Origin of the sequence: Acinetobacter sp. CIP 101934 (genome assembly GCF_000369585.1) — a bacterium.
GTDB lineage: Bacteria > Pseudomonadota > Gammaproteobacteria > Pseudomonadales > Moraxellaceae > Acinetobacter > Acinetobacter schindleri.
In genome coordinates, this window is record NZ_KB850094.1 from 872,668 (window position 1) to 891,276 (window position 18,609).

Genomic DNA, 18,609 nt, shown 5'->3' on the forward strand with positions numbered 1-18,609 from the left:
AATTTGCGCAGCAAATCACGGGCATGGTGGTTTGCTTTTTTGTTTTTGATTTTCATCGCCTCACAAGGCAAAATAGCGCTAGATTTTTATAGGAATACATCATGCAGGACAATGCTATGTCAAAATGGTTATCGCCTCTGATGGCTTTCTGTTTATCCTTTCTTATTATTGCGACACTCGCACCGATAACAGGTATTCAGATTGACCGTCAGCTTGATTTCTGGATGTTGTGGTTAGCGACCATGCTAATACTGGCCCTTCCAGTCTGTTATCTGGAAATTGCTCTGGCGAAACGCTCAAAAACCACTGCATTACAGGCATTGTCGAGCCTTACCCGTGAAGCTGATAGTTCTCAACGCTGGCGGATTGTCGGCTGGCTGGCGGTTGTATTTATTCCGTTCCTTGCGGGTGCGATGCTCAATCATGCTTCTAATGTGATTGCAGTGGCCAATCTCGATGTTCAGCAACTAGTGATTTTCGTTGTGCTGGCGATTGCTGCATTTGTATTGTCGCTGGTACCACGTTTAATTTTGGTTGGGATTACTGCGATCGGCGTGCTTGCATCTTTGATTATGGCGAATGTCATAGGAACTGAATTACCGGCTTGGCAGGTAACACCCGTCCAATTCGTAGAGTGGGGCAATGCCACTGTATTGGCTTTGGTGGCGAGTGGTCTAGGTATGGGGCTGTATTGGCAATCAAGTCTGACTGTCGTAAAACAGCAAGATGTTGCGACTAAAACTGCTTTACCGATTTGGGTCGCGCAGCTATTAGCTATCATCGCCTTTGGTTTCTTTGCAGTAAAAGCTGAAATCCCTGCATTTGCTTTAATCGCAGCCATTGTCGCAGCCGCTGCTTTGCTTATGCAAATGGCACGTGAGCAATTACAGCAACGTCAAATGAATATCATCATTCAGTGGGCGATTATGATCGCTGCCACCTTGGTCTGGTTAATTCCAAATGTTGCTCCAATTTTCAATAATCTGCTGATTCTTTGGGGACTGGTGATCAGTCTGATTTATGCCTTGTTTGCTGGCTGGATCATGAAAATCAGCCATTTGCGTAAATCGATGAACTTCAGCTCAGAAGCGGTATATAACATCTGGCGTATTGCGGTTCGTATTGTCTTGCCAGTATCAATTATTCTGGCGATTGTTGCGGTATTAGGACAATTTTTCTGATGACTGAGGCAATGATCTGGGTGGCCTATGCTACCCCGGAACAACAGTTTCATATTGCTGTACCTTTCCAGCCCGGCATGACTGCATTGGATGCAATTGAGCAAAGCGGAATCCGTGCACAGGTGGAATTGCCTGAACCTCTGAATCTGGGTATTTTTGGCGCTAAGCTACAGGATCATACCCAGCCATTGGCAGCAGGGGACCGGGTAGAGATTTATCGTGCTTTAACCATTAATCCCAAGGATATTCGCCGTAAACGCGCTGAGAAGAATCCGGTAGGACGTTATGCCAAAGGTAACCGTTTCAAGCAAAATAAACGTTCCGATTAGTGGAATGTGGCTTTATTGAACAGATGGTCTGATTATTTGATAAATCAATCTATTTAATTAAAAAAACCCCTGATCATACAGGGGTTTTTTTATGCAAAAGCGATTATAGTGGTGGGGCATTTAAGATCGCTTCTTTGGAACCTGGTAGACCTGGTTGAGATTCTGGAATGGTTTCCAGACCTTCAATACGCTCTACGATACCAGACTGATTAAAGTAAATTTTTAGATGCTGGCCTTGAGCTGCTGGGATCTTGGCTTTTTTAGCATAGGTTCCTGGGGTATAGTTGTAGATGTAGTCCCAGCGTAGCGGATTGAGCGGATCAGATACTGTTGGACTACCGAGCAGGAAACGCACCTGTTGGTGGCTCATTCCTACCTGAATTTTAGAGGCTTGTGCTTGAGTTAAAGGTGTTCCTTGAGGAATATCAACTTTGTACACACCTAATGTCGAACAGCCGACAAGCAATGAAGTGACGAATAACGTCAGCATGATTTTTTGCATTTTGCTACACTATCCCAAATTAATTATGATGCATTTGATCCAAGGATAGATCATACTGCATCTAAACTTTGTTGCCTATTCCAACTTTGATTTTGTTGAGAGACCTTTTTACATGCCTATTTCAAACCAAGATTTACGAAAAGCTGGACTGAAAGTTACCCTTCCACGAATTAAAATATTAGAACTATTAGAAAACTCTAGACGGCATCACCTTAGCGCTGAAGACATTTATAAGACTTTACTCGAACAAGGGGAAGATGTGGGTCTTGCAACTGTGTATCGTGTGTTAACACAATTTGAGGCAGCAGGGATTATCGAGCGTCATAATTTTGAAAATAATCACTCAGTTTTTGAAATTATGCAGGAAGATCATCACGATCACTTGGTTTGTCAAAATTGCAACAAAGTTGTTGAATTTACAAATGATGTTATTGAACATGAACAACACGAAGTCGCGAAGAAATTTGGTTTTGCATTGACTGGTCATTCACTTAATCTTTACGGTTATTGTGATGCGCCTGAATGTCAGGAAGCTTACCGTAAGAAATAATTCAGCTTTAGGCTGAAATAAAAACAGGCTTTATTAAAAGCCTGTTTTTTTATGCTTTGAAAATGATCAGGTTTGACCATCAAAAGTAATATTGGAATGCGCACGTAATAAATGCTCGCCACCTTCTTCTGACAGTTTGATTTGCAGACGCAGGTCGTTTGGTGAGTCGGCATGTTTTAGTGCATCTTTATAGCTAATCTGCTTGGCCTTATACAAGTCATATAATGCCTGGTCGAAGGTTTGCATGCCCAATTCACGTGAACGTTTCATTAAATCTTTGATCTCATGCACATCGCCTTTACGGATCAGATCCGCAATTAATGGCGAATTGATCAGGATTTCAATCGCTGCGCGGCGGCCATTACCATCGATAGTTGGAATTAGTTGCTGTGCCACAATGGCTTTCATGTTCAGGGACAGATCCATAAACAGCTGACTGTGACGGTCGGCTTCGAAGAAGTGAATGATACGGTCGATGGCCTGGTTGGCGTTGTTGGCGTGCAGGGTCGCAAAAACCAGGTGACCAGTTTCTGCAAAGGCAATCGCATAGTCCATGGTTTCGCGAGAACGGATCTCACCGATCAGAATCACGTCTGGTGCTTGACGCAGGGTATTTTTCAATGCCACTTCAAAGGAGTCAGTATCGATACCGACTTCACGTTGGGTAATGATACAACCCTTATGCTGGTGCACAAATTCGATCGGGTCTTCAATAGTAATGATATGACCTTTGGAATTTTCATTACGGTAGCCAATTAAAGAGGCGAGGGAAGTCGATTTACCCGTACCGGTTGCACCCACAAAAATAATGATACCGCGTTTAGTCATCGCCAATTCTTTTAGAATAGGCGGTAACTTCAGCTCATCCATGGTGGGAATGACGGTTTCAATACGACGCAGTACCATGCCTGGCTGATCGCGTTGCTGGAATGCGCTAACACGGAAACGTGCCGATTTGTCCGGGTTGCTGATGGCGAAGTTACACTCGCGTGTATCGGCAAATTCCTTGCGCTGCTTCTCGGTCATGATTGAGTTAAGTAGCTGCCCCACAGCCGCGCCCGGCAATTTCACCGAGCCAATCGGTACAATCTGACCGTTAATCTTGATAGAGGGTTCAACATCGGCTGTAATGAACAGATCCGAGGCCTTTTTCTCTACCATATAGTTGAGTAAGCCGTTAAAGTCCATGATAAAACCCCAAAAAATTAATTATTTTTATAAGAATGATTCAGGCTGTTTTGCTGCAGTACGGGCGACTTGCGGACTGATAATGCCTTTCGATACCAGCGTTTTCAGGCTTTGATCCAGCGTGGTCATGCCATAGTTGGCACCGGTTTGAATCGCAGAGTACATCTGTGCCACTTTGTTTTCACGGATCAGGTTACGGATCGCCGGAATACCGATCATGATTTCGTGTGCAGCCACACGACCGCCCCCATTTTTCTTCAACAGGGTTTGTGAAATAACGGCTTGCAGCGATTCAGACAACATGGCACGCACCATGTCTTTTTCTTCAGCAGGGAATACGTCAATCACACGGTCAATGGTTTTTGCCGCTGAGGTGGTATGTAGGGTACCGAAGACCAAATGACCGGTTTCCGCAGCAGTCAATGCCAGACGGATGGTTTCAAGGTCACGCATCTCACCGACCAGAATAATATCCGGGTCTTCACGTAATGCGGAACGTAATGCTTCATTAAATCCATGCGTATCGCGATGCACTTCACGCTGGTTGATCAGACATTTTTTCGATTGGTGTACAAATTCGATTGGATCTTCGACGGTCAGAATATGGTCATAGCGGTTGTCATTGATATAGTCCAACATCGCTGCCAGTGTTGTTGATTTACCTGAACCGGTTGGACCAGTGACCAGTACCAGACCACGCGGATATTCACAAATATCTTTAAAGATCTGACCCATGCCCAGATCTTCAATGGTTAAAACTTTAGAGGGAATGGTACGGAATACGGCACCGGCACCACGGTTCTGATTAAATGCGTTCACACGGAAACGGGCAACACCAGGAACTTCAAAGGAAAAGTCAGTTTCTAGATTTTCTTCATAGTCACGGCGCTGTTTATCGTTCATGATATCGTAAACCAGCTTGTGCACTTCTTTATGTTCCAGGGCAGGCAGGTTAATACGACGAACTTCACCATCAACACGAATCAGTGGTGGCATCCCCGCAGACAAATGTAAATCTGACGCGCCATTTTTAGCAGAAAATGCTAATAATTCTGTAATGTCCATAAAGTCCCCAAAGGCATTTAAATGTTATTTATTTTGATAGAATAATAAGGCTTTCCCACAGCTTAACCAACACTTAGTTGGGGGGCAAGGGAAAAAAATATGAACGAAATGAGAACTCCGTCAATGAAAATGTTGCAACTCGCACGAGATCAGGTATTGGCCCAAATTCATACTGCATGTCAGCAGGCTGGTCGTGATGAACAGACCGTGCAGCTGCTGGCTGTTTCAAAGACACATCCAGCGGAAATCTTGGCGGAAATGTATGCAGCCGGACAGCGCAGTTTTGGCGAAAACTATTTGCAGGAAGCGCTGGATAAGATTGAAAAGTTGCAGGATCTGGAGATTGAATGGCATTTTATTGGGCATGTTCAGCGGAACAAGACCAAGCATCTGGCAGAAAAGTTTGACTGGGTACATGGGGTAGATCGTCTGATCATTGCTGAACGCCTGTCTAATCAGCGTGAAGATGATCAAGCGCCCCTAAATATTTGTCTTCAGGTGAATATCGACGGGCAGGATACTAAAGATGGCTGTCAGCCAGAAGAAGTAGCGGATCTCGTAGCGCAGATCAGCCAGTTACCAAAACTGCGTCTGCGTGGTTTGATGGTGATTCCGGCGCCAAATAATACAGCGGCTTTTGCCGATGCCAAGGCTTTATTCGAAGCGGTTAAAATGCAACATGCCAAAGCTGAGGATTGGGATACTTTAAGCATGGGGATGTCAGGGGATATGACCGAAGCGATTGCGGCAGGTTCAACCATGGTGCGGGTCGGCACCGCCTTGTTTGGTACACGTCCTAAAAAGGATTAACGGAGCCATATTTCAGACAGGTTTTTCAAATTGTTAAGAAAAGTGTTATTGCATTGAGCGGGATAACGCTTTTCTTTGTTGTGATTCGAGTAATTGTGCCATTAAGCTAGCCAGTAGAACTAAAACCAGCATAGTAGAAATTAGGGCCAGAACAGCACCCCCTAGACCATAAGCACGGCTTTGTGGAAAGCAACCCAAAATAAACAGCAGTAAAGGAAAATGAGTCACATAAAGGGTATAAGAAAAACTCGCGGACTTTACCCAGACCGGTTGATAATGACTGAGTTTTTGTTGCAGTTGAATCAGCCAGCAGACAAAAGCCAATCCCATCAACATGTTAAATGGTACAAAATAGTTACCACGATAAATTTTAGCCTGATCGATCATATGAAAGTGATAGGCATCTCTACAGGCAATGAAAAAAGCCAGGCTTAGGCATCCCAGTTTGAGTGAATTCAAATGATTTAAGACATACTGTTGAATATGACCAAATGAACTGGCAAAGGCCGTTAGCCATACAAGCAAATAAATCAGAAATTGGGGATTAAGTGCGGTAAGTGTAATTAACACTAAAGCAAAACTGAGTTTGGCAATAACAGAATGTTTTAAAAAAGGCAAAAAGCCCGCCAGCACATAAAACCAGACCTCAAAACTTAAACTCCATAGTGGCGCATTGGCAGATAGCGTGGGCGTCACAAAGCCATTTAAAAAGAACAGTGAACCCAGAAAATTGTCCCACTCCAGACTATAGGTGATACGAATCATCATGCCAAAACTGTTCTGAAACTGATGCGTATGAGAGCTAAAGAAGTAAGGTGCCAGAATATATAAAGTTAAGGTCAGGGTAAGAGCAAACAGGAAGGGCGGTAAAATTCTACGGCAGCGCTGCCGGATATAGTGAGACAGATTAAACTGGCTATTTTGCTGGATATTATTCTGTATAGAGGTTCCGATCAGATAGCCACTTAAAGCAAAGAACATCATCACCGCGGCCTGACCAAGCAGCCGGACCCAAGAATACAGTGTTAAATCAAAAGGGGCGATAAAAGCCTGAAAGCAGTGACTAAATAGCACCACAATTGCACTCACTCCACGCAAGCTTTCCAGTTGTAAACTGAATTCAGCTGAAAATCTGCGTGAAGTCATATTCATGAGCGCTAGCCTATAATCTGAATGGTGCTGGCACCAGAGCCAATGGGTTTAACCTGAATCTGGACTGGAATCCGTTCATGCATTTCCTGGATATGCGAGATCAGCACCACTTTACGACCCTGGCTTTGCAGATGATCGAGAGCATTCATCACCATATGTAAGGACGCTGGGTCAAGCGTTCCAAAACCTTCATCAATAAATAGCGATTCCAGCTTCATCGAGCCAGACGCCATATTGGCAATGGCCAAGGCTAAGGCGAGTGATACCAGGAAAGTTTCCCCACCGGACAGCGAAAGTACAGGGCGGACCTCACTGTTCATATCCAGGTCAATAATCGCCAGACTCAGACTGTTCGGAATACGGTGCAGCTGATAGCGTGGAGCCAAAGGCTGGAGTTGCTGATTGGCATATTCAACCAGAATATCCAGATGATGTTCCTGGGCAATTTTCTGGAATTTGGTACCTTCTTTATGTCCAATCAGGTCATAAATCCGACCCCAACGATATTCCTCAGCCTTAATCTGTTCAATCTGATGCTGGTATCTGGCATACATACTCTGGTTGTTGGCATTCATACGCAGTTTGGCATCGGTTTCATTCAGTGTTTCTTGTTGTGCTGTCTTTTCCTGTATCAGTGCAGCCAGTTTTTGTTCAATCTCTTCAAATTCATGTTCAGGCTGCAGTTTTAAATGTACCTGATATTGTTCTTCAAGTAACTGCCATGCGGTTTTGGCATTTTCCAGTGCCTGTTTTTGATTGGATAAATCCTGGCGGATACGTTGATGGCTGGTGAGATCAATACGCAGCCATTGTTCAATTTGCGTCGTAGTCACCTGTGGACGGTTCTGCTGCCAAGCCTGAATATTCTGCTGATATTGCTCAAGTTGCTGATCAATCTGCTTTTGTTGGGTTATAAAATCCTGCAACTTAAGATTGGCCTGATGCAGCTGTTTTTCTGCCTGACTGGTTTGTTGTCGCTGGATGTCTAGTTGCTGTTGCAAAGCTTTGGTTTGCTGATCCAAAGTCGTCTGCCACTCTGCAGCCACCCGATATACTTGTCCTGCATGTTGCCCGGTCAATTCAGCCAGTTGCTGGCGTAAGTCCTTACCTTGCTGGATAAGTTGCTCTAAAGACTGGTGGCGTTGCGCAAAATTCTGTTGTTCAACTTGCAGCTGATATTGGGTTTTATCAACTGCTTGTTGCTGTGTTTGTAGCTCAGATTCCAGTTGCTTTTGCACACTTAAAAGCTGCATGCGTTGTTGTAACTGTTGTTGTAGAGTGGATAACCATTTTATCGGATCCTGAGATGCATAGTTCTCAGGCAATACATTGATTAGGGGGTGAATAAGCTGGGCCAATTGAGTGCGCTGTTGCAGAACCAATTGCAGTTGATGTAAGTGTTGTTGTTGCTGACGCCATTGCTGTGATAGCTGCTGTAACTGCTGTTCTTGTTGTTGCAGCTGTTCAATCTGCTTTACGACACTATTGCTATGGTCTTTCAAAAGTTGGGTTAAACGATTTAAGTCATTTTCACTCTCAGTAATAAGCCCTAAATTCGCCAGCTGAGTTATATATTCAATCTGTTGCTGCTGAATTTGCTGCTGGAATGCTTGCAAACGCTGCTGTTGCTGTTCAATCACAGTTTGCAGCTTTGAGATTTCAATCTGTTTCTGTTGCTGAGCCTGACTTAGCTGATCAAGCTGTTGTCTGGCTTGCTGTAATTGCTGTTCCTGTAGCTGACATAAGCTTTTGTCCAGTAGTTCATGTTGTCCTTGAGCAAAAGGATGTTCATGACCGCCGCATACCATACAGGGTTCATCAGGTTTTAATTGGGCACGCAGTTCCTGCACGCTTTGTGTATGCAATAAACGCTGCTGAGCTAAAATCCGCTCTAGCTGTTCATAAGCCTGTTGTTCAGATTGAATCTGTTGCTGCAAAGTCTGTTCAGCATTTTGCAGCAATTTCAGCTGCTGTTGCTGGGTATGTATAGAGGTTTGTAGCTGCTCTGACTCTTGAGATTGTTGCAGAGTCTGTCGTAAGCGTTGCTTTAGCCCATCAAGCTGAAGCTGTTTAGTATAATGCTTTTGGAGGGTCTGCTGAACAGATTTAAATTGCTGGTCTAACTGTTCAATACTTTGATGTTGCTGGATCCAGTGATTGAGCTTGGCAGATAATTCGGCAACGGTTTTTTCTAGTGCAGACAAAGGCTGATTTAGGCTTTCAGGATTTTTTTGCAATAGTTGTTGATACTGCTGTAAATAGTCCTGCATACGTTGCAGGATACTTTGCGGCTCCTGATCAAAAACACTTAAAAATTCTGACTGGGTTAACTGCTGAGTAATCTGCTGCTGTTTAGCCTGAGCATGACTTAAGGCCAATTGCTGCTGTACTAACTGCTGTTCTAGGGGGTGCAGGTGAGTAGTTTGAAACTGATTTTGCTCCGTATTCAGTTTTTTATACTGTTCAGATACCGTATGGATAGCATGATCCAGCTTTAAACCTGCTTCCAGATGTGGCTTGATCTGGTCTAAATGCTGCTGAAATTTCTGCTGCTGTTGCTCCAAGGCTACTAGTTTGGTTTCTTCTTTAATAAAGCGTTTTTTTAGCGTTTCAAACTCAAGGGTGAATTGTGCCTGTTGTTGCTGAATCTGAATTTTTTTCGGTTCTAAATGGGAACGCTGAATAAACTGATCACGGATAGACTGGAATTCATCCAGCTGTTCCAGTAGTTGTTGCTGTCCTGCAGATTTATTTATGGCATCCAACTGGACATCATACACTTCTTTTTTTGCATGGACTTCGGCATACAGCTTATGTCGGTCCAGATGCCATTTTTTCTCATTTTCCAGCAGTTTTTCAGATTGCTGAAGATTCTGTAATTGTAAAGACAGCGCCGTCTGTTGCTGTTTTAAGGCGTTAATATCTTCTTCGGACAGGGTTTCAATATGTCCAATCAGCTTTTCCAGATCACTGCGCTTATTTTTTACTTCACTGAATTTTTGTGCTGCTTTTTGACTGACCACACTGAAAATTTGTGAATTGGTCAAATATTCCAGCAGGTCTGCACGTTCATGATCTTTGGCTTTTAAGAAGGCTCCCACTTCAGACTGGGCAAGTAGGACAGCACGGGTAAACTGCTCAAAGCTGAGTCCAATCAGTTTTTCAATAAGTGGCGTGACTTCGGATATTTTTTGGGTGAGCGTGGTGTCATCATCAAGGCATTTGATATAACGGTCGACTTTTAAATTGCCATCAATTTTATTGCGGGCACGGCGGATTTCCCAACGGGCAAGATAGCGCTTGCTATCCAGCGCAATAAATTCCAGTTCACTAAAGCCGGTGGTTGTGCCACGACGCAGAATATTTTTAGAATCTTTGATGGAAACATCCTGTCCACCCGTATCTTTGAGACTGCCAGTTGCACCTTTTAAACGTGGAATTTCGTTATACAGTGCCAGACACATGGCATCCAGCAGGGTAGATTTACCTGCACCAGTTTTACCGGTAATGGCAATCAGGCCGGCATGTGCCAACGGGCTATCATCAAAGCAAATATCATGGGTACCAGCCAGAGAAGCCAGATTATTTAAACTCAAACGTAAAATTTTCATGGCATTTCCTTATGGCTGCTGCACATCAATATCTTGCTGGGCTTCATGTAGCAGCTGCAGGAAATCACGCTTTACCGAGTCATCTGGATCATAACCCATCTTTTCCCAGAGGTTACCGAACAGGGATTCCGGGGTCGGAGGCGCCAGATCAATTTTAGAAATGTGCGTGCTTGAGTCCGCTACTTGCTGATAAATCCGGGAAATACGTAGCAGTCGGTAACGGTTTGGCGGCAAAGCCTGTTCAATCTGCTGTCTGAGATCTACTGGGGGAGGCGCAGTGGTGGTGTATTCAATTTCCAGGAAATGGCGTGCAAACAGCTGTTCAATTTCACCATTCGGCAAGGCCTTGACTTGGTCAATCAGATCATTGAGGTCGGCACGAATCCGGAGCAGATCTACAGTGCGTGGAATGATTAGAGGCTCATATTGAAAGCGTTGTTCATCTGACTGCATCGGGTCAATTCGTACCTCTACAACCTGATGTTTATAATTCAATTCACTAAAAGACAAAGGAATAGGCGAGCCACTATAGCGGATATGTTCCTGACCGACTTTCTGCGGCTTATGCAAATGCCCCAACGCGACATAATCAATACCATCTTCAAAAAGCGCCGTCGATAAGGCTTCTTCATGTCCCACTACAATCGGACGTTCAGAATCCGAAGTTTCTCCGCCTTGCATATGCGCATGTGACATCAGAATCAGCGCCTGATCTGGCTGTTTACGTGCCTTGGCTTCAGCGATCAGTTGTTGATGCAGATAGCTAATCGCGTTTTGACTGTTGGTGGTATGCTCATTCAGTCCGGTAATTTCGGCACTACGTAGATAAGGCAAGGCCAGGCACCAGGCTAAAATTTTCTGTTCAGGACTATAAATCGGCACCATCAGACGATCCAGATCCAGCTGGTTATTTTCCTTGCGGCTGATGACACCGACTGCACGTGCATTGAATTTGGCAAGAAAAGGCTCAACCTGCTCGATGCGATAACCGGAATCATGGTTGCCGGCAATCATCAGGGTTTGCATGTGCGGTGCCAGTGCATGGGCACTGGTTAAAAATTGATAAAGCTGTTTCTGAGCGCTGGAGGACGGATTGATGACATCAAAGATATCGCCTGCAATTAGCAGGGCATTTGGCTGTTTTTGTTTAATTTGTTCCAGCAACCAGCTCAAAAATTGGCGATGTTCAAATTCACGATCATGATTATGGAAAAATTGCCCCAAATGCCAATCTGATGTATGTAGAAAATGAACTGCCATGTCCCCTGAGCCTATAAAAGTTTAAACACCCGAAGTGGGTAAAAGCATGGATGAAACCAGCAAAAATCTTACTTCCGAAGCAGGAATGATCGTTTTGGTCTGGATGAAAAATATCAGTATAGTGAGCTCGATCTGAGAAAACCAGTATCGGGTTGGGCAACTACTTTTTATCTGACCCTAATAAGGCAATTTAATTTCTTGTTTTTTATCTATGTTTAAACTGGAGCAATAAGGAATAAAAATTTAGAAGCCCAAAAAATAAAGACCGACGATTCGAGTGATGGTGAAATCGTCGGTCAAAGTATGCTGTTTAAGAAAATTTTGGCTGCTATTCAAAACTTTCTGCTGCACACGAGTCTTATTGCTTTAGCAAAGATCAAACAGATTTGTGGATGCCGGTACAAATTTGGTGACCTTGTACCCTATATAACGTCAGCTTTACAGGATCGGTTGACAATACAATGAAAAAAAGCTCATTTTTTTTTATACTGATTGCATCCTTTTGTGTGAGTGATGGCTATGGCGCCGCTAAAACGCTATTTTCTCTGGTTTTTTTTAATATGTTTTGTGATGACCTGTATTTGCGGCGTGATTGCAGCCCTAATGCCGATGGGAATGGGGGCTGTGCTGACCATGGTGCCGTATCTGGTGGCCATGATCTGGGTATTATTTAAATTTCTTCGTCAGAACCGTCGGGCACCGACACAAGCCGAACGTAAAAAAATCACTTTAGGATTCAGCCTGATTTTCTGGGGGTATAACCTGGCATTTTTATTATTGGGAATTCTGGTCGCAACCCGGTCCAATCCGAATGCCTGGGAGGATTTCATACTGTATCTTCAACAACCGCAGTTTATGAGTGTCGTGGTGATCATGTTCATGTTGATTGCGATTCCATTGTATCTGCTGACTTACTGGTTCTATGGAAATCAGGCTCAGCGCATGGCCAACAAAATGTTTGGTAGCTCTCAGTAAATTATTTGCACATAAGTGACTAGAACTTTAGTCTAAAAAAAAAGCCTGAAACCCCTTAATATTCAGGCTTGATATCTTTTGCTGTAAGTCATTACGATGAATGGTATTTTTTGATAACTGCAAAGATTGGCCAGTTCAGTACAATGTTTGGGACCTAAGAAAAACAGCGACTGAATAACAATGCATAAGCCTGTCGTACTCATTACCGGAGCTAGTGGTTTTATTGGCCAATATGCGGTCAAACACTTTCTTGGACTAGATTGTCATGTCATTGGCCTGACGCGTGAACACCATCGCTTGGAAATGCATCCAGATTTTCACTGGATCAATGATTTTGATGAACTGCGTACCCGTCAGATTGATTATGTCATTAATCTGGCGGGTGAAAATATCGGTGCAGAGCGCTGGACTGCCGAGCGTAAAGATATTCTCTTACAGAGCCGATTAGACACGACCCGTCAACTCTATGAATTTTTAAAAAAGAATCAGATTTTCCCGAAATGTATTTTGTCTACATCTGCCGTGGGTTATTACGGTATTGATCCTCAAGAACAATGGCAACAGGTGTATACGGAAGAAGCTGCACCCCAACAGATTTTCATGTCTCAGCTTTGTGCACAGTGGGAGCAGCTGGCCTTATCCTATACTGATCAGAATACCAAGATTATGCGTTTTGGTGTGGTGCTGGGCAGAAAAGGTGGCATCTTGCCACAAATGCTGATGCCAATCAAAATGAATCTGGTGGGTCGAATCGGGAGTGGTCGGCAGCCATTCGCCTGGGTGCATATCCAGGATCTGCTTAACGTGATGGATTTTCTGCTGCATGAAAAAAGCAACGCTCACATCTTTAATGTAGTTGCGCCTGAGAAAACCAGCCAGCTGCGTTTTAGCCAGACAGCAGCAGAGCTACTGAAACGTAAACCGCTATTCGCTTTGCCTGGAAGTATTATGCAATGGATGTTGGGTGAGCAGTCACAACTGATTTTAAATGGTCAGTATGTCCAGCCTAAAGCACTGCAAGATGCTGGCTTTGAATTTGAGTTTCCAAGCATCAAGGAAGCACTCACGGATCTAGTGGGCAAGCGCAGTTAAAAGCTGTAACTGATCTGGTGCATAGGCTTGTGAATCCACTAAAGTCGACTGTCCGAACATTAGCTGTCTGAGCAATATAGCAGAGGCAGGCGCCATGCATAAGCCATTGCGGAAATGGCCGAAATTGGCCCAGCCATTTTTCAAATTTGGCAGTTGACCTATATATGGAATGCCTTGCGGTGAGCCGGGACGTAAGCCAGCCCATTCCTGGACAATCGGGAATTCAGCCAGTTCTGGAACCATCTCAAAACTGGCATCCAGAATTTTCTGACGAATCTCGACAGCAGGCGTGGTATTAAAACCAACTTCGCGCATGCTGGAACCACAGACAATATGCCCATCCTGACGTGGAATCAGGTACATGACCTGATTCATACACATGGTCGGCAGCCAGTGTTCTGGCGTTTTAAACAACACCATCTGCCCCTGAACAGGATGCACTGGGATATCTCTTTTTAGCTGCAGCGACCATTGTGCTGACCATGCGCCGGTGCTGAAGACAAACTGATCTGCTGCAATCCAGTCGCCCTGTTCAGTTTGCACCGCATCAATTTGTGCATTACCAATTTTTATTTTCCGAACTGGCGTATGTTCTAGCCAGCTCACGTGGGGATGCTGTTTTAAATAATGAATAATGGATTGGAGTAAGCGAGGGTTACGCACATTGGCGATGTGGGGGAAGTACAAAGCATGTTTAAATTCGGATGAAACCTGCGGATTAATCTGCTCAATCTGTTCCTGCTCGATATAAAGCGCTTGCTGCATCGGCTCATGATGTCGTTCAGCATAGTGATAGCCAATGTCGAAATCTTCTTCATCAAAGATCAGCATGCCGGTTTCATGAATTTCAAAATCAATGCCAGTAACTGGTTTTAATTTGTTATTCCAGGCCTGATATAGCGGTTTGGCATATTTGGCCAAGGCATTGACTGCCTGAGGATAACGCCATGGATACATCGGGGAAAGAATACCGCCACCGGCCCAGGAGGCAGCTTTTCCTGCCTGCTGCTGATCCAGAATCGTTACTGAACAGCCCTGTTCAATCAACTCCAGTGCAGTCATGAGTCCATTAATCCCTGCACCGATGATGGCAATATGCATCAGGTTTTAACCCTTATTTTCGAATCTTGTTTAAACCAAAAACCAAAAAAATGCCTTCCTTTAATCAAGAAAGGCATTCCAGACTATTTCATTTCTTTCAGTTTTACTGCAGCTTCTTCCGCGAAGTAAGTCCAGATGCCATCTGCACCAGCACGGCGGCAGCTCATCAATGATTCCAGAATCACGCTGTCAGATAGCCAGCCATTCTGGATTGCACCCGCCAGCATCGCATATTCACCGCTGACCTGATACACGAAGGTTGGAATGCCAAAGGTATCTTTGACTTCACGTACGATATCCAGATAAGGAAGGCCTGGTTTTACAATGACCATGTCGGCACCTTCCTGAATATCCAAGGCGATTTCATGCAGGGCTTCGGCACGGTTGCCGACATCCATCTGGTAATTGTACTTATTGCCGCCTTTCAGGTTGCTTGAAGAACCTACTGCATCACGGAACGGGCCGTAGAAGCTGGAGGCATATTTGGCAGAGTAGGCCATGATAGACGTATAGATATGACCATTGGCTTCAAAAGCTTCACGAATCGCGCCAATACGGCCATCCATCATATCACTTGGTGCAAAGATATCCGCACCGGCTTCGGCATGGCTTAAGCCCTGTTTAATCAGACATTCAACCGTTTCATCATTTAAGACATAACCAGTTTCATCGATAATGCCATCCTGACCATGCGTGGTATAAGGATCCAATGCGCCGTCGGTAATCAGTACTATTTCTGGTAATTCTTTTTTCAGCAGGCGAACAGTGGTTTGAACCAGACCATCTTCACGCCATGCCGCTTCAGCAGTCAGACTTTTGTCTTCTTGTGGCGTTACCGGGAACAACGCTAGTTTGCTGACACCCAACTCAAGCAGGCGTTCAGCTTTTTTCACCAGCAGATCTGCCGAAAGACGCTGAATATTTGGCATACTTGGCACGTCTTGAGTCTGGTTTTGACCCGGTAAAACAAATACTGGATAAATGAGATGATCAGCCGTGAGGTGCGTTTCACGAACCATTGAGCGTAGGTGTTCATTTTTACGAATACGACGCATGCGAGTTGCAGGAAACGCGGGACGATTGAACGTATAGGTCATAAAAATCTCATTGATCAATATTAAACTATGGGTATTGTAGTGCCTTAATTTGCATTTAGGGCAAATGGATACATTTTTTTATTTAATCAAGGTTATTCGAGCAAACTATGACGGTAGCAGAGAAAAGTTGGACAGGAAATATTGATTTAGGCTCGAATAAGGACGTTCTATTCAACCAGTTGTGTGATGCTTTTAATGCTTCACCATTCTACCAATATTGCGGTATGCAAATGCGCGTTGTGGATGGACAGATTGAAGCATATGTAGAAATGCAGAAGGATCTGATTGGCAATGTAGCATTCCAGATTTTACATGGTGGTGTGGCTGCCACCATTCTGGATAGTATTGGTGGAATTACCGCAATGGGTGAGCTGTACAAAAAAGCCAGCCCTGAAGATATGCAAGAAACCAGCAAAAAAGTTTCACGTCTGGCGACTGTGGATATGCGTGTCGACTATCTGGCACCCGGGCGTGGCAAATATTTTACTGCACGTGCAGAAACCCTGCGTCTGGGGCGTAAGGGATGTACCATGCGCATGACCCTGATTAATGATGAAGCTAAACCGATTGCGACTGCGATTGCCTCTTATGCTTACTAGAAGCTGAGATAATTAAAAAAACTGCTGAATATTCAGCGGTTTTTTATAGCTTATAAATCTGATTTGGCCCGTTTTAAGGCATTTTTCCATTTGGCCAAGTGTGCTTCACGTTCATCATTTTGCATTTTTGGTTCAAAGGCCTGATCCAGTTGCCAGGACTGGGTAATCTCATCCAGACTGGAGAAAACTCCGGACTTTAAACCGGCCATCGCTGCTGCTCCCCAAGCGGTGGATTCCAGCATTTTGGGACGTAGCACAGGGACATTCAGCAGATCTGCCTGGAACTGCATCAACATATCATTTGAACTTGCGCCACCATCGACACGGAGTTCTTTTAAAGGATGAGCAATATCAGATTGCATTGCAGTTAGAATATCGGATACTTGAAAGGCTATAGATTCTAAAGCAGCACGTGCAATATGGGACTTATTGGTACCGCGTGACATCCCACAAAGTAAAGCACGTGCTTCACTGTCCCAGTGCGGTGCACCGAGACCAGTAAAGGCAGGTACCAAAACCACGCCGTCTGTATCTGGAACTTTACAGGCCAGTTTTTCTACATCTGAACTTTTTTGGATAATCCCCAGACCATCCCGTAACCATTGCACCACCGCACCCGCCATAAAGATACTGCCTTCCAGTGCATAGGTCATCTGACCTTGTGCTTGCCAGGCAAGCGTGGAAAGTAGTTTATTCTGACTCAGTTGAATATCATGACCAGTATTAAACAGCATAAAACAACCGGTTCCATAAGTGTTTTTTGCCATGCCGGGTTCAAAACAGGATTGGCCAAACAGGGCAGATTGTTGGTCGCCCAGAATACCTGTAATAGGAATGGTAGCACCTAATAAACCAGGTGCCGTATCTGCAATATGGCAATCGGAGCTGATGATTCTTGGCAGGACTGCAGCTGGAATATTAAACAGATCCAGTAGGCCTTCATCCCAACTTTGAGTTTGCAGATTCATCAGCATGGTACGGGAAGCATTACTGGCTTCAATCACATGTTCAGCGCCTTGGGTCAGGTTCCAGATTAGCCAGCTATCGATGGTGCCAAAAGCGACATGTCCCTGTTCTGCCAAGGCACGTAAACCCTCAGTATTTTCTAATAACCAGACCAGCTTTCCGGCACTGAAATAAGGGTCAATGCGTAGACCGGTTGTTTGTTGTACCTGATCCATCAAGCCTTGCTGAATCAGCTGATTACACCAGTCTGTCGCGCGGCGGTCCTGCCAGATAATCGCCGACGCAAGGGGTTTGCCATTACGGCGATCCCACACAACAGTCGTTTCACGCTGATTGGTGAGTCCAATCGCTTTAATGTCTTTTGCTAGAACTCCCGCAGAAGCGATCGCTTGCTGAACGACACCAATTTGGGTAGTCCAAATTTCTAAGGCATCTTGCTCGACCCAACCCGAACGAGGAGTTTGAATATGTGTTTCTTTTTGAGCTGTCGCTTGAACCTGTCCATGTTCATTAAAAATAATTGCACGACTAGACGTCGTTCCCTGATCGAGGGCCAATAAATAGCTCATAATTTTTTTAAATACTGACTTGAATTTTTAAATATTAGCGCAATTATGTAATCAGGCGCATTCAAAAGTGTATTTGTGTAGAAAATGCATCGTATTTTTTACCAGTTATGCTATGATTGCTCTGTACTTTGGGGGTGTTCTTGGCTTCGACGCTGATGATGAAACTCATAGATGCATGCCGAGAGCGCATTTTCTCTCGTAAATAAAATTTGCATTTTAATAGTCGCAAACGACGAAACTTACGCTCTAGCTGCCTAAGGGCAGCTTGTCCGCATCCCTGAATACTTGTGGTTAGGGGTCCCGACTGAAGCGAACGCACACAAGTCCGTATGAAATCAAGCCTTGGGGTTTCGTACTAAATCTTAAAGGATCGCGATTTGTACCCTGTTCGTCGGGTCACAAAGAGCTAAATCAATAGACGATATCTAAGCATGTAGTATTCTCGAGCGTAATGTTGGCGGACGCGGGTTCAACTCCCGCCACCTCCACCAAAATTCTTCTTATAAATTAGCCACTTATATAAGTGGCTTTTTTATTGAGTATTTTTTTTACTAATTAAAAT

General features: G+C 44.3%; 16 protein-coding genes and 1 other RNA gene. 8 read left to right on the forward strand and 9 right to left on the reverse strand.

Annotation, left to right across the window (positions count from 1 at the left end; all coding sequences use genetic code 11):
- The first annotated feature begins 101 nt into the window (after positions 1–101).
- Both F899_RS04630 and F899_RS04635 read left to right on the forward strand, forming a co-directional pair.
- The gene (locus tag F899_RS04630; protein ID WP_005221122.1) at positions 102–1,181 is read left to right on the forward strand and encodes a hypothetical protein; all 1,080 of its coding nucleotides are present in this window, start codon (positions 102–104) and stop codon (positions 1,179–1,181) included.
- Positions 1,181–1,510 (forward strand): RnfH family protein, encoded by a 330-nt coding sequence (locus F899_RS04635; RefSeq protein ID WP_005221123.1) that lies wholly within the window; start codon positions 1,181–1,183, stop codon positions 1,508–1,510. Before F899_RS04630 ends, F899_RS04635 begins: the two co-directional genes overlap by 1 nt.
- A gap of 103 nt (positions 1,511–1,613) precedes the next feature.
- On the opposite strand, the gene F899_RS04640 is transcribed toward F899_RS04635, so the two are convergent.
- Positions 1,614–2,012 carry an outer membrane protein assembly factor BamE gene (locus tag F899_RS04640; RefSeq protein WP_004783238.1) on the reverse strand — a complete coding sequence of 133 codons (399 nt, stop codon included), beginning with the start codon at positions 2,010–2,012 and terminating at the stop codon, positions 1,614–1,616.
- A 112-nt stretch (positions 2,013–2,124) separates the two neighbouring features.
- On the opposite strand from F899_RS04640, the gene fur reads away from it, so the two are divergent.
- Positions 2,125–2,562, forward strand: a complete 438-nt coding sequence (gene fur / locus F899_RS04645; RefSeq protein ID WP_004783237.1) for a ferric iron uptake transcriptional regulator — start codon at positions 2,125–2,127, stop codon at positions 2,560–2,562.
- A 66-nt stretch (positions 2,563–2,628) separates the two neighbouring features.
- On the opposite strand, the gene F899_RS04650 is transcribed toward fur, so the two are convergent.
- Both F899_RS04650 and F899_RS04655 read right to left on the reverse strand, forming a co-directional pair.
- A complete protein-coding gene (locus F899_RS04650) occupies positions 2,629–3,750 on the reverse strand; it encodes a PilT/PilU family type 4a pilus ATPase (RefSeq protein WP_004783234.1) in 1,122 nt (373 codons plus the stop codon).
- 27 nt (positions 3,751–3,777) lie between these two features.
- Positions 3,778–4,815 (reverse strand): type IV pilus twitching motility protein PilT, encoded by a 1,038-nt coding sequence (locus F899_RS04655; protein WP_005221124.1) that lies wholly within the window; start codon positions 4,813–4,815, stop codon positions 3,778–3,780.
- Between the two features lie 123 nt (positions 4,816–4,938).
- Between F899_RS04655 and F899_RS04660 the strand changes: the two genes are divergently transcribed.
- Positions 4,939–5,625, forward strand: a complete 687-nt coding sequence (locus F899_RS04660; protein ID WP_005221125.1) for a YggS family pyridoxal phosphate-dependent enzyme — start codon at positions 4,939–4,941, stop codon at positions 5,623–5,625.
- 45 nt (positions 5,626–5,670) lie between these two features.
- Here the strand turns inward: F899_RS04660 and F899_RS04665 are convergent, their stop codons facing one another.
- The 3 genes from F899_RS04665 to F899_RS04675 are packed head-to-tail and all read right to left on the reverse strand — an operon-like array spanning position 5,671 to position 11,648.
- The gene (locus F899_RS04665; protein WP_005221126.1) at positions 5,671–6,777 is read right to left on the reverse strand and encodes an acyltransferase family protein; all 1,107 of its coding nucleotides are present in this window, start codon (positions 6,775–6,777) and stop codon (positions 5,671–5,673) included.
- Positions 6,778–6,782: 5 nt separating this feature from the next.
- On the reverse strand, positions 6,783–10,388 hold the full coding sequence (locus F899_RS04670) for an SbcC/MukB-like Walker B domain-containing protein (protein WP_005221127.1): 3,606 nt from the start codon (positions 10,386–10,388) through the stop codon (positions 6,783–6,785).
- Between the two features lie 9 nt (positions 10,389–10,397).
- Positions 10,398–11,648, reverse strand: coding sequence for an exonuclease SbcCD subunit D (locus F899_RS04675; protein ID WP_005221128.1), 1,251 nt, complete (start codon positions 11,646–11,648; stop codon positions 10,398–10,400).
- A 519-nt stretch (positions 11,649–12,167) separates the two neighbouring features.
- Between F899_RS04675 and F899_RS04680 the strand changes: the two genes are divergently transcribed.
- The gene (locus F899_RS04680) at positions 12,168–12,623 is read left to right on the forward strand and encodes an ABZJ_00895 family protein (protein WP_005221130.1); all 456 of its coding nucleotides are present in this window, start codon (positions 12,168–12,170) and stop codon (positions 12,621–12,623) included.
- Between the two features lie 180 nt (positions 12,624–12,803).
- Positions 12,804–13,715 (forward strand): TIGR01777 family oxidoreductase, encoded by a 912-nt coding sequence (locus tag F899_RS04685; protein WP_005221132.1) that lies wholly within the window; start codon positions 12,804–12,806, stop codon positions 13,713–13,715.
- Here the strand turns inward: F899_RS04685 and thiO are convergent.
- Both thiO and hemB read right to left on the reverse strand, forming a co-directional pair.
- Positions 13,695–14,816, reverse strand: a complete 1,122-nt coding sequence (gene thiO, locus F899_RS04690; protein WP_005221133.1) for a glycine oxidase ThiO — start codon at positions 14,814–14,816, stop codon at positions 13,695–13,697. The two genes, F899_RS04685 and thiO, sit on opposite strands and share 21 nt — an antisense overlap.
- Positions 14,817–14,899: 83 nt before the next feature.
- Entirely contained in the window at positions 14,900–15,913 is a 1,014-nt protein-coding gene (hemB, locus tag F899_RS04695) for a porphobilinogen synthase (protein ID WP_005221134.1), read from the reverse strand.
- A 107-nt stretch (positions 15,914–16,020) separates the two neighbouring features.
- Here hemB and F899_RS04700 point away from each other — a divergent pair, with 107 nt between their 5' ends.
- Positions 16,021–16,512: a thioesterase family protein gene (locus F899_RS04700; protein WP_004893342.1), complete on the forward strand. Its 492-nt coding sequence runs from the start codon at positions 16,021–16,023 to the stop codon at positions 16,510–16,512.
- Between the two features lie 50 nt (positions 16,513–16,562).
- Here F899_RS04700 and glpK read toward each other — a convergent pair whose 3' ends face one another.
- Entirely contained in the window at positions 16,563–18,047 is a 1,485-nt protein-coding gene (gene glpK, locus F899_RS04705) for a glycerol kinase GlpK (RefSeq protein WP_005221135.1), read from the reverse strand.
- Between the two features lie 130 nt (positions 18,048–18,177).
- Here glpK and ssrA point away from each other — a divergent pair.
- Positions 18,178–18,538, forward strand: a transfer-messenger RNA (tmRNA) gene (gene ssrA, locus F899_RS15350).
- Positions 18,539–18,609: the final 71 nt, after the last annotated feature.

What these genes read in the sequence shown, in the direction of transcription:
- glpK (WP_005221135.1), bottom strand. Translation starts at nt 18,047, where the DNA reads ATGAGCTATTTATTGGCCCTCGATCAGGGAACGACGTCTAGTCGTGCA.
- F899_RS04660 (WP_005221125.1), top strand. Translation starts at nt 4,939, where the DNA reads ATGAAAATGTTGCAACTCGCACGAGATCAGGTATTGGCCCAAATTCAT.
- F899_RS04680 (WP_005221130.1), top strand. Translation starts at nt 12,168, where the DNA reads ATGGCGCCGCTAAAACGCTATTTTCTCTGGTTTTTTTTAATATGTTTT.
- F899_RS04665 (WP_005221126.1), bottom strand. Translation starts at nt 6,777, where the DNA reads ATGAATATGACTTCACGCAGATTTTCAGCTGAATTCAGTTTACAACTG.
- thiO (WP_005221133.1), bottom strand. Translation starts at nt 14,816, where the DNA reads ATGCATATTGCCATCATCGGTGCAGGGATTAATGGACTCATGACTGCA.
- F899_RS04630 (WP_005221122.1), top strand. Translation starts at nt 102, where the DNA reads ATGCAGGACAATGCTATGTCAAAATGGTTATCGCCTCTGATGGCTTTC.
- F899_RS04675 (WP_005221128.1), bottom strand. Translation starts at nt 11,648, where the DNA reads ATGGCAGTTCATTTTCTACATACATCAGATTGGCATTTGGGGCAATTT.
- hemB (WP_005221134.1), bottom strand. Translation starts at nt 15,913, where the DNA reads ATGACCTATACGTTCAATCGTCCCGCGTTTCCTGCAACTCGCATGCGT.
- F899_RS04640 (WP_004783238.1), bottom strand. Translation starts at nt 2,012, where the DNA reads ATGCAAAAAATCATGCTGACGTTATTCGTCACTTCATTGCTTGTCGGC.
- F899_RS04655 (WP_005221124.1), bottom strand. Translation starts at nt 4,815, where the DNA reads ATGGACATTACAGAATTATTAGCATTTTCTGCTAAAAATGGCGCGTCA.
- F899_RS04670 (WP_005221127.1), bottom strand. Translation starts at nt 10,388, where the DNA reads ATGAAAATTTTACGTTTGAGTTTAAATAATCTGGCTTCTCTGGCTGGT.
- fur (WP_004783237.1), top strand. Translation starts at nt 2,125, where the DNA reads ATGCCTATTTCAAACCAAGATTTACGAAAAGCTGGACTGAAAGTTACC.
- F899_RS04685 (WP_005221132.1), top strand. Translation starts at nt 12,804, where the DNA reads ATGCATAAGCCTGTCGTACTCATTACCGGAGCTAGTGGTTTTATTGGC.
- F899_RS04700 (WP_004893342.1), top strand. Translation starts at nt 16,021, where the DNA reads ATGACGGTAGCAGAGAAAAGTTGGACAGGAAATATTGATTTAGGCTCG.
- F899_RS04635 (WP_005221123.1), top strand. Translation starts at nt 1,181, where the DNA reads ATGACTGAGGCAATGATCTGGGTGGCCTATGCTACCCCGGAACAACAG.
- F899_RS04650 (WP_004783234.1), bottom strand. Translation starts at nt 3,750, where the DNA reads ATGGACTTTAACGGCTTACTCAACTATATGGTAGAGAAAAAGGCCTCG.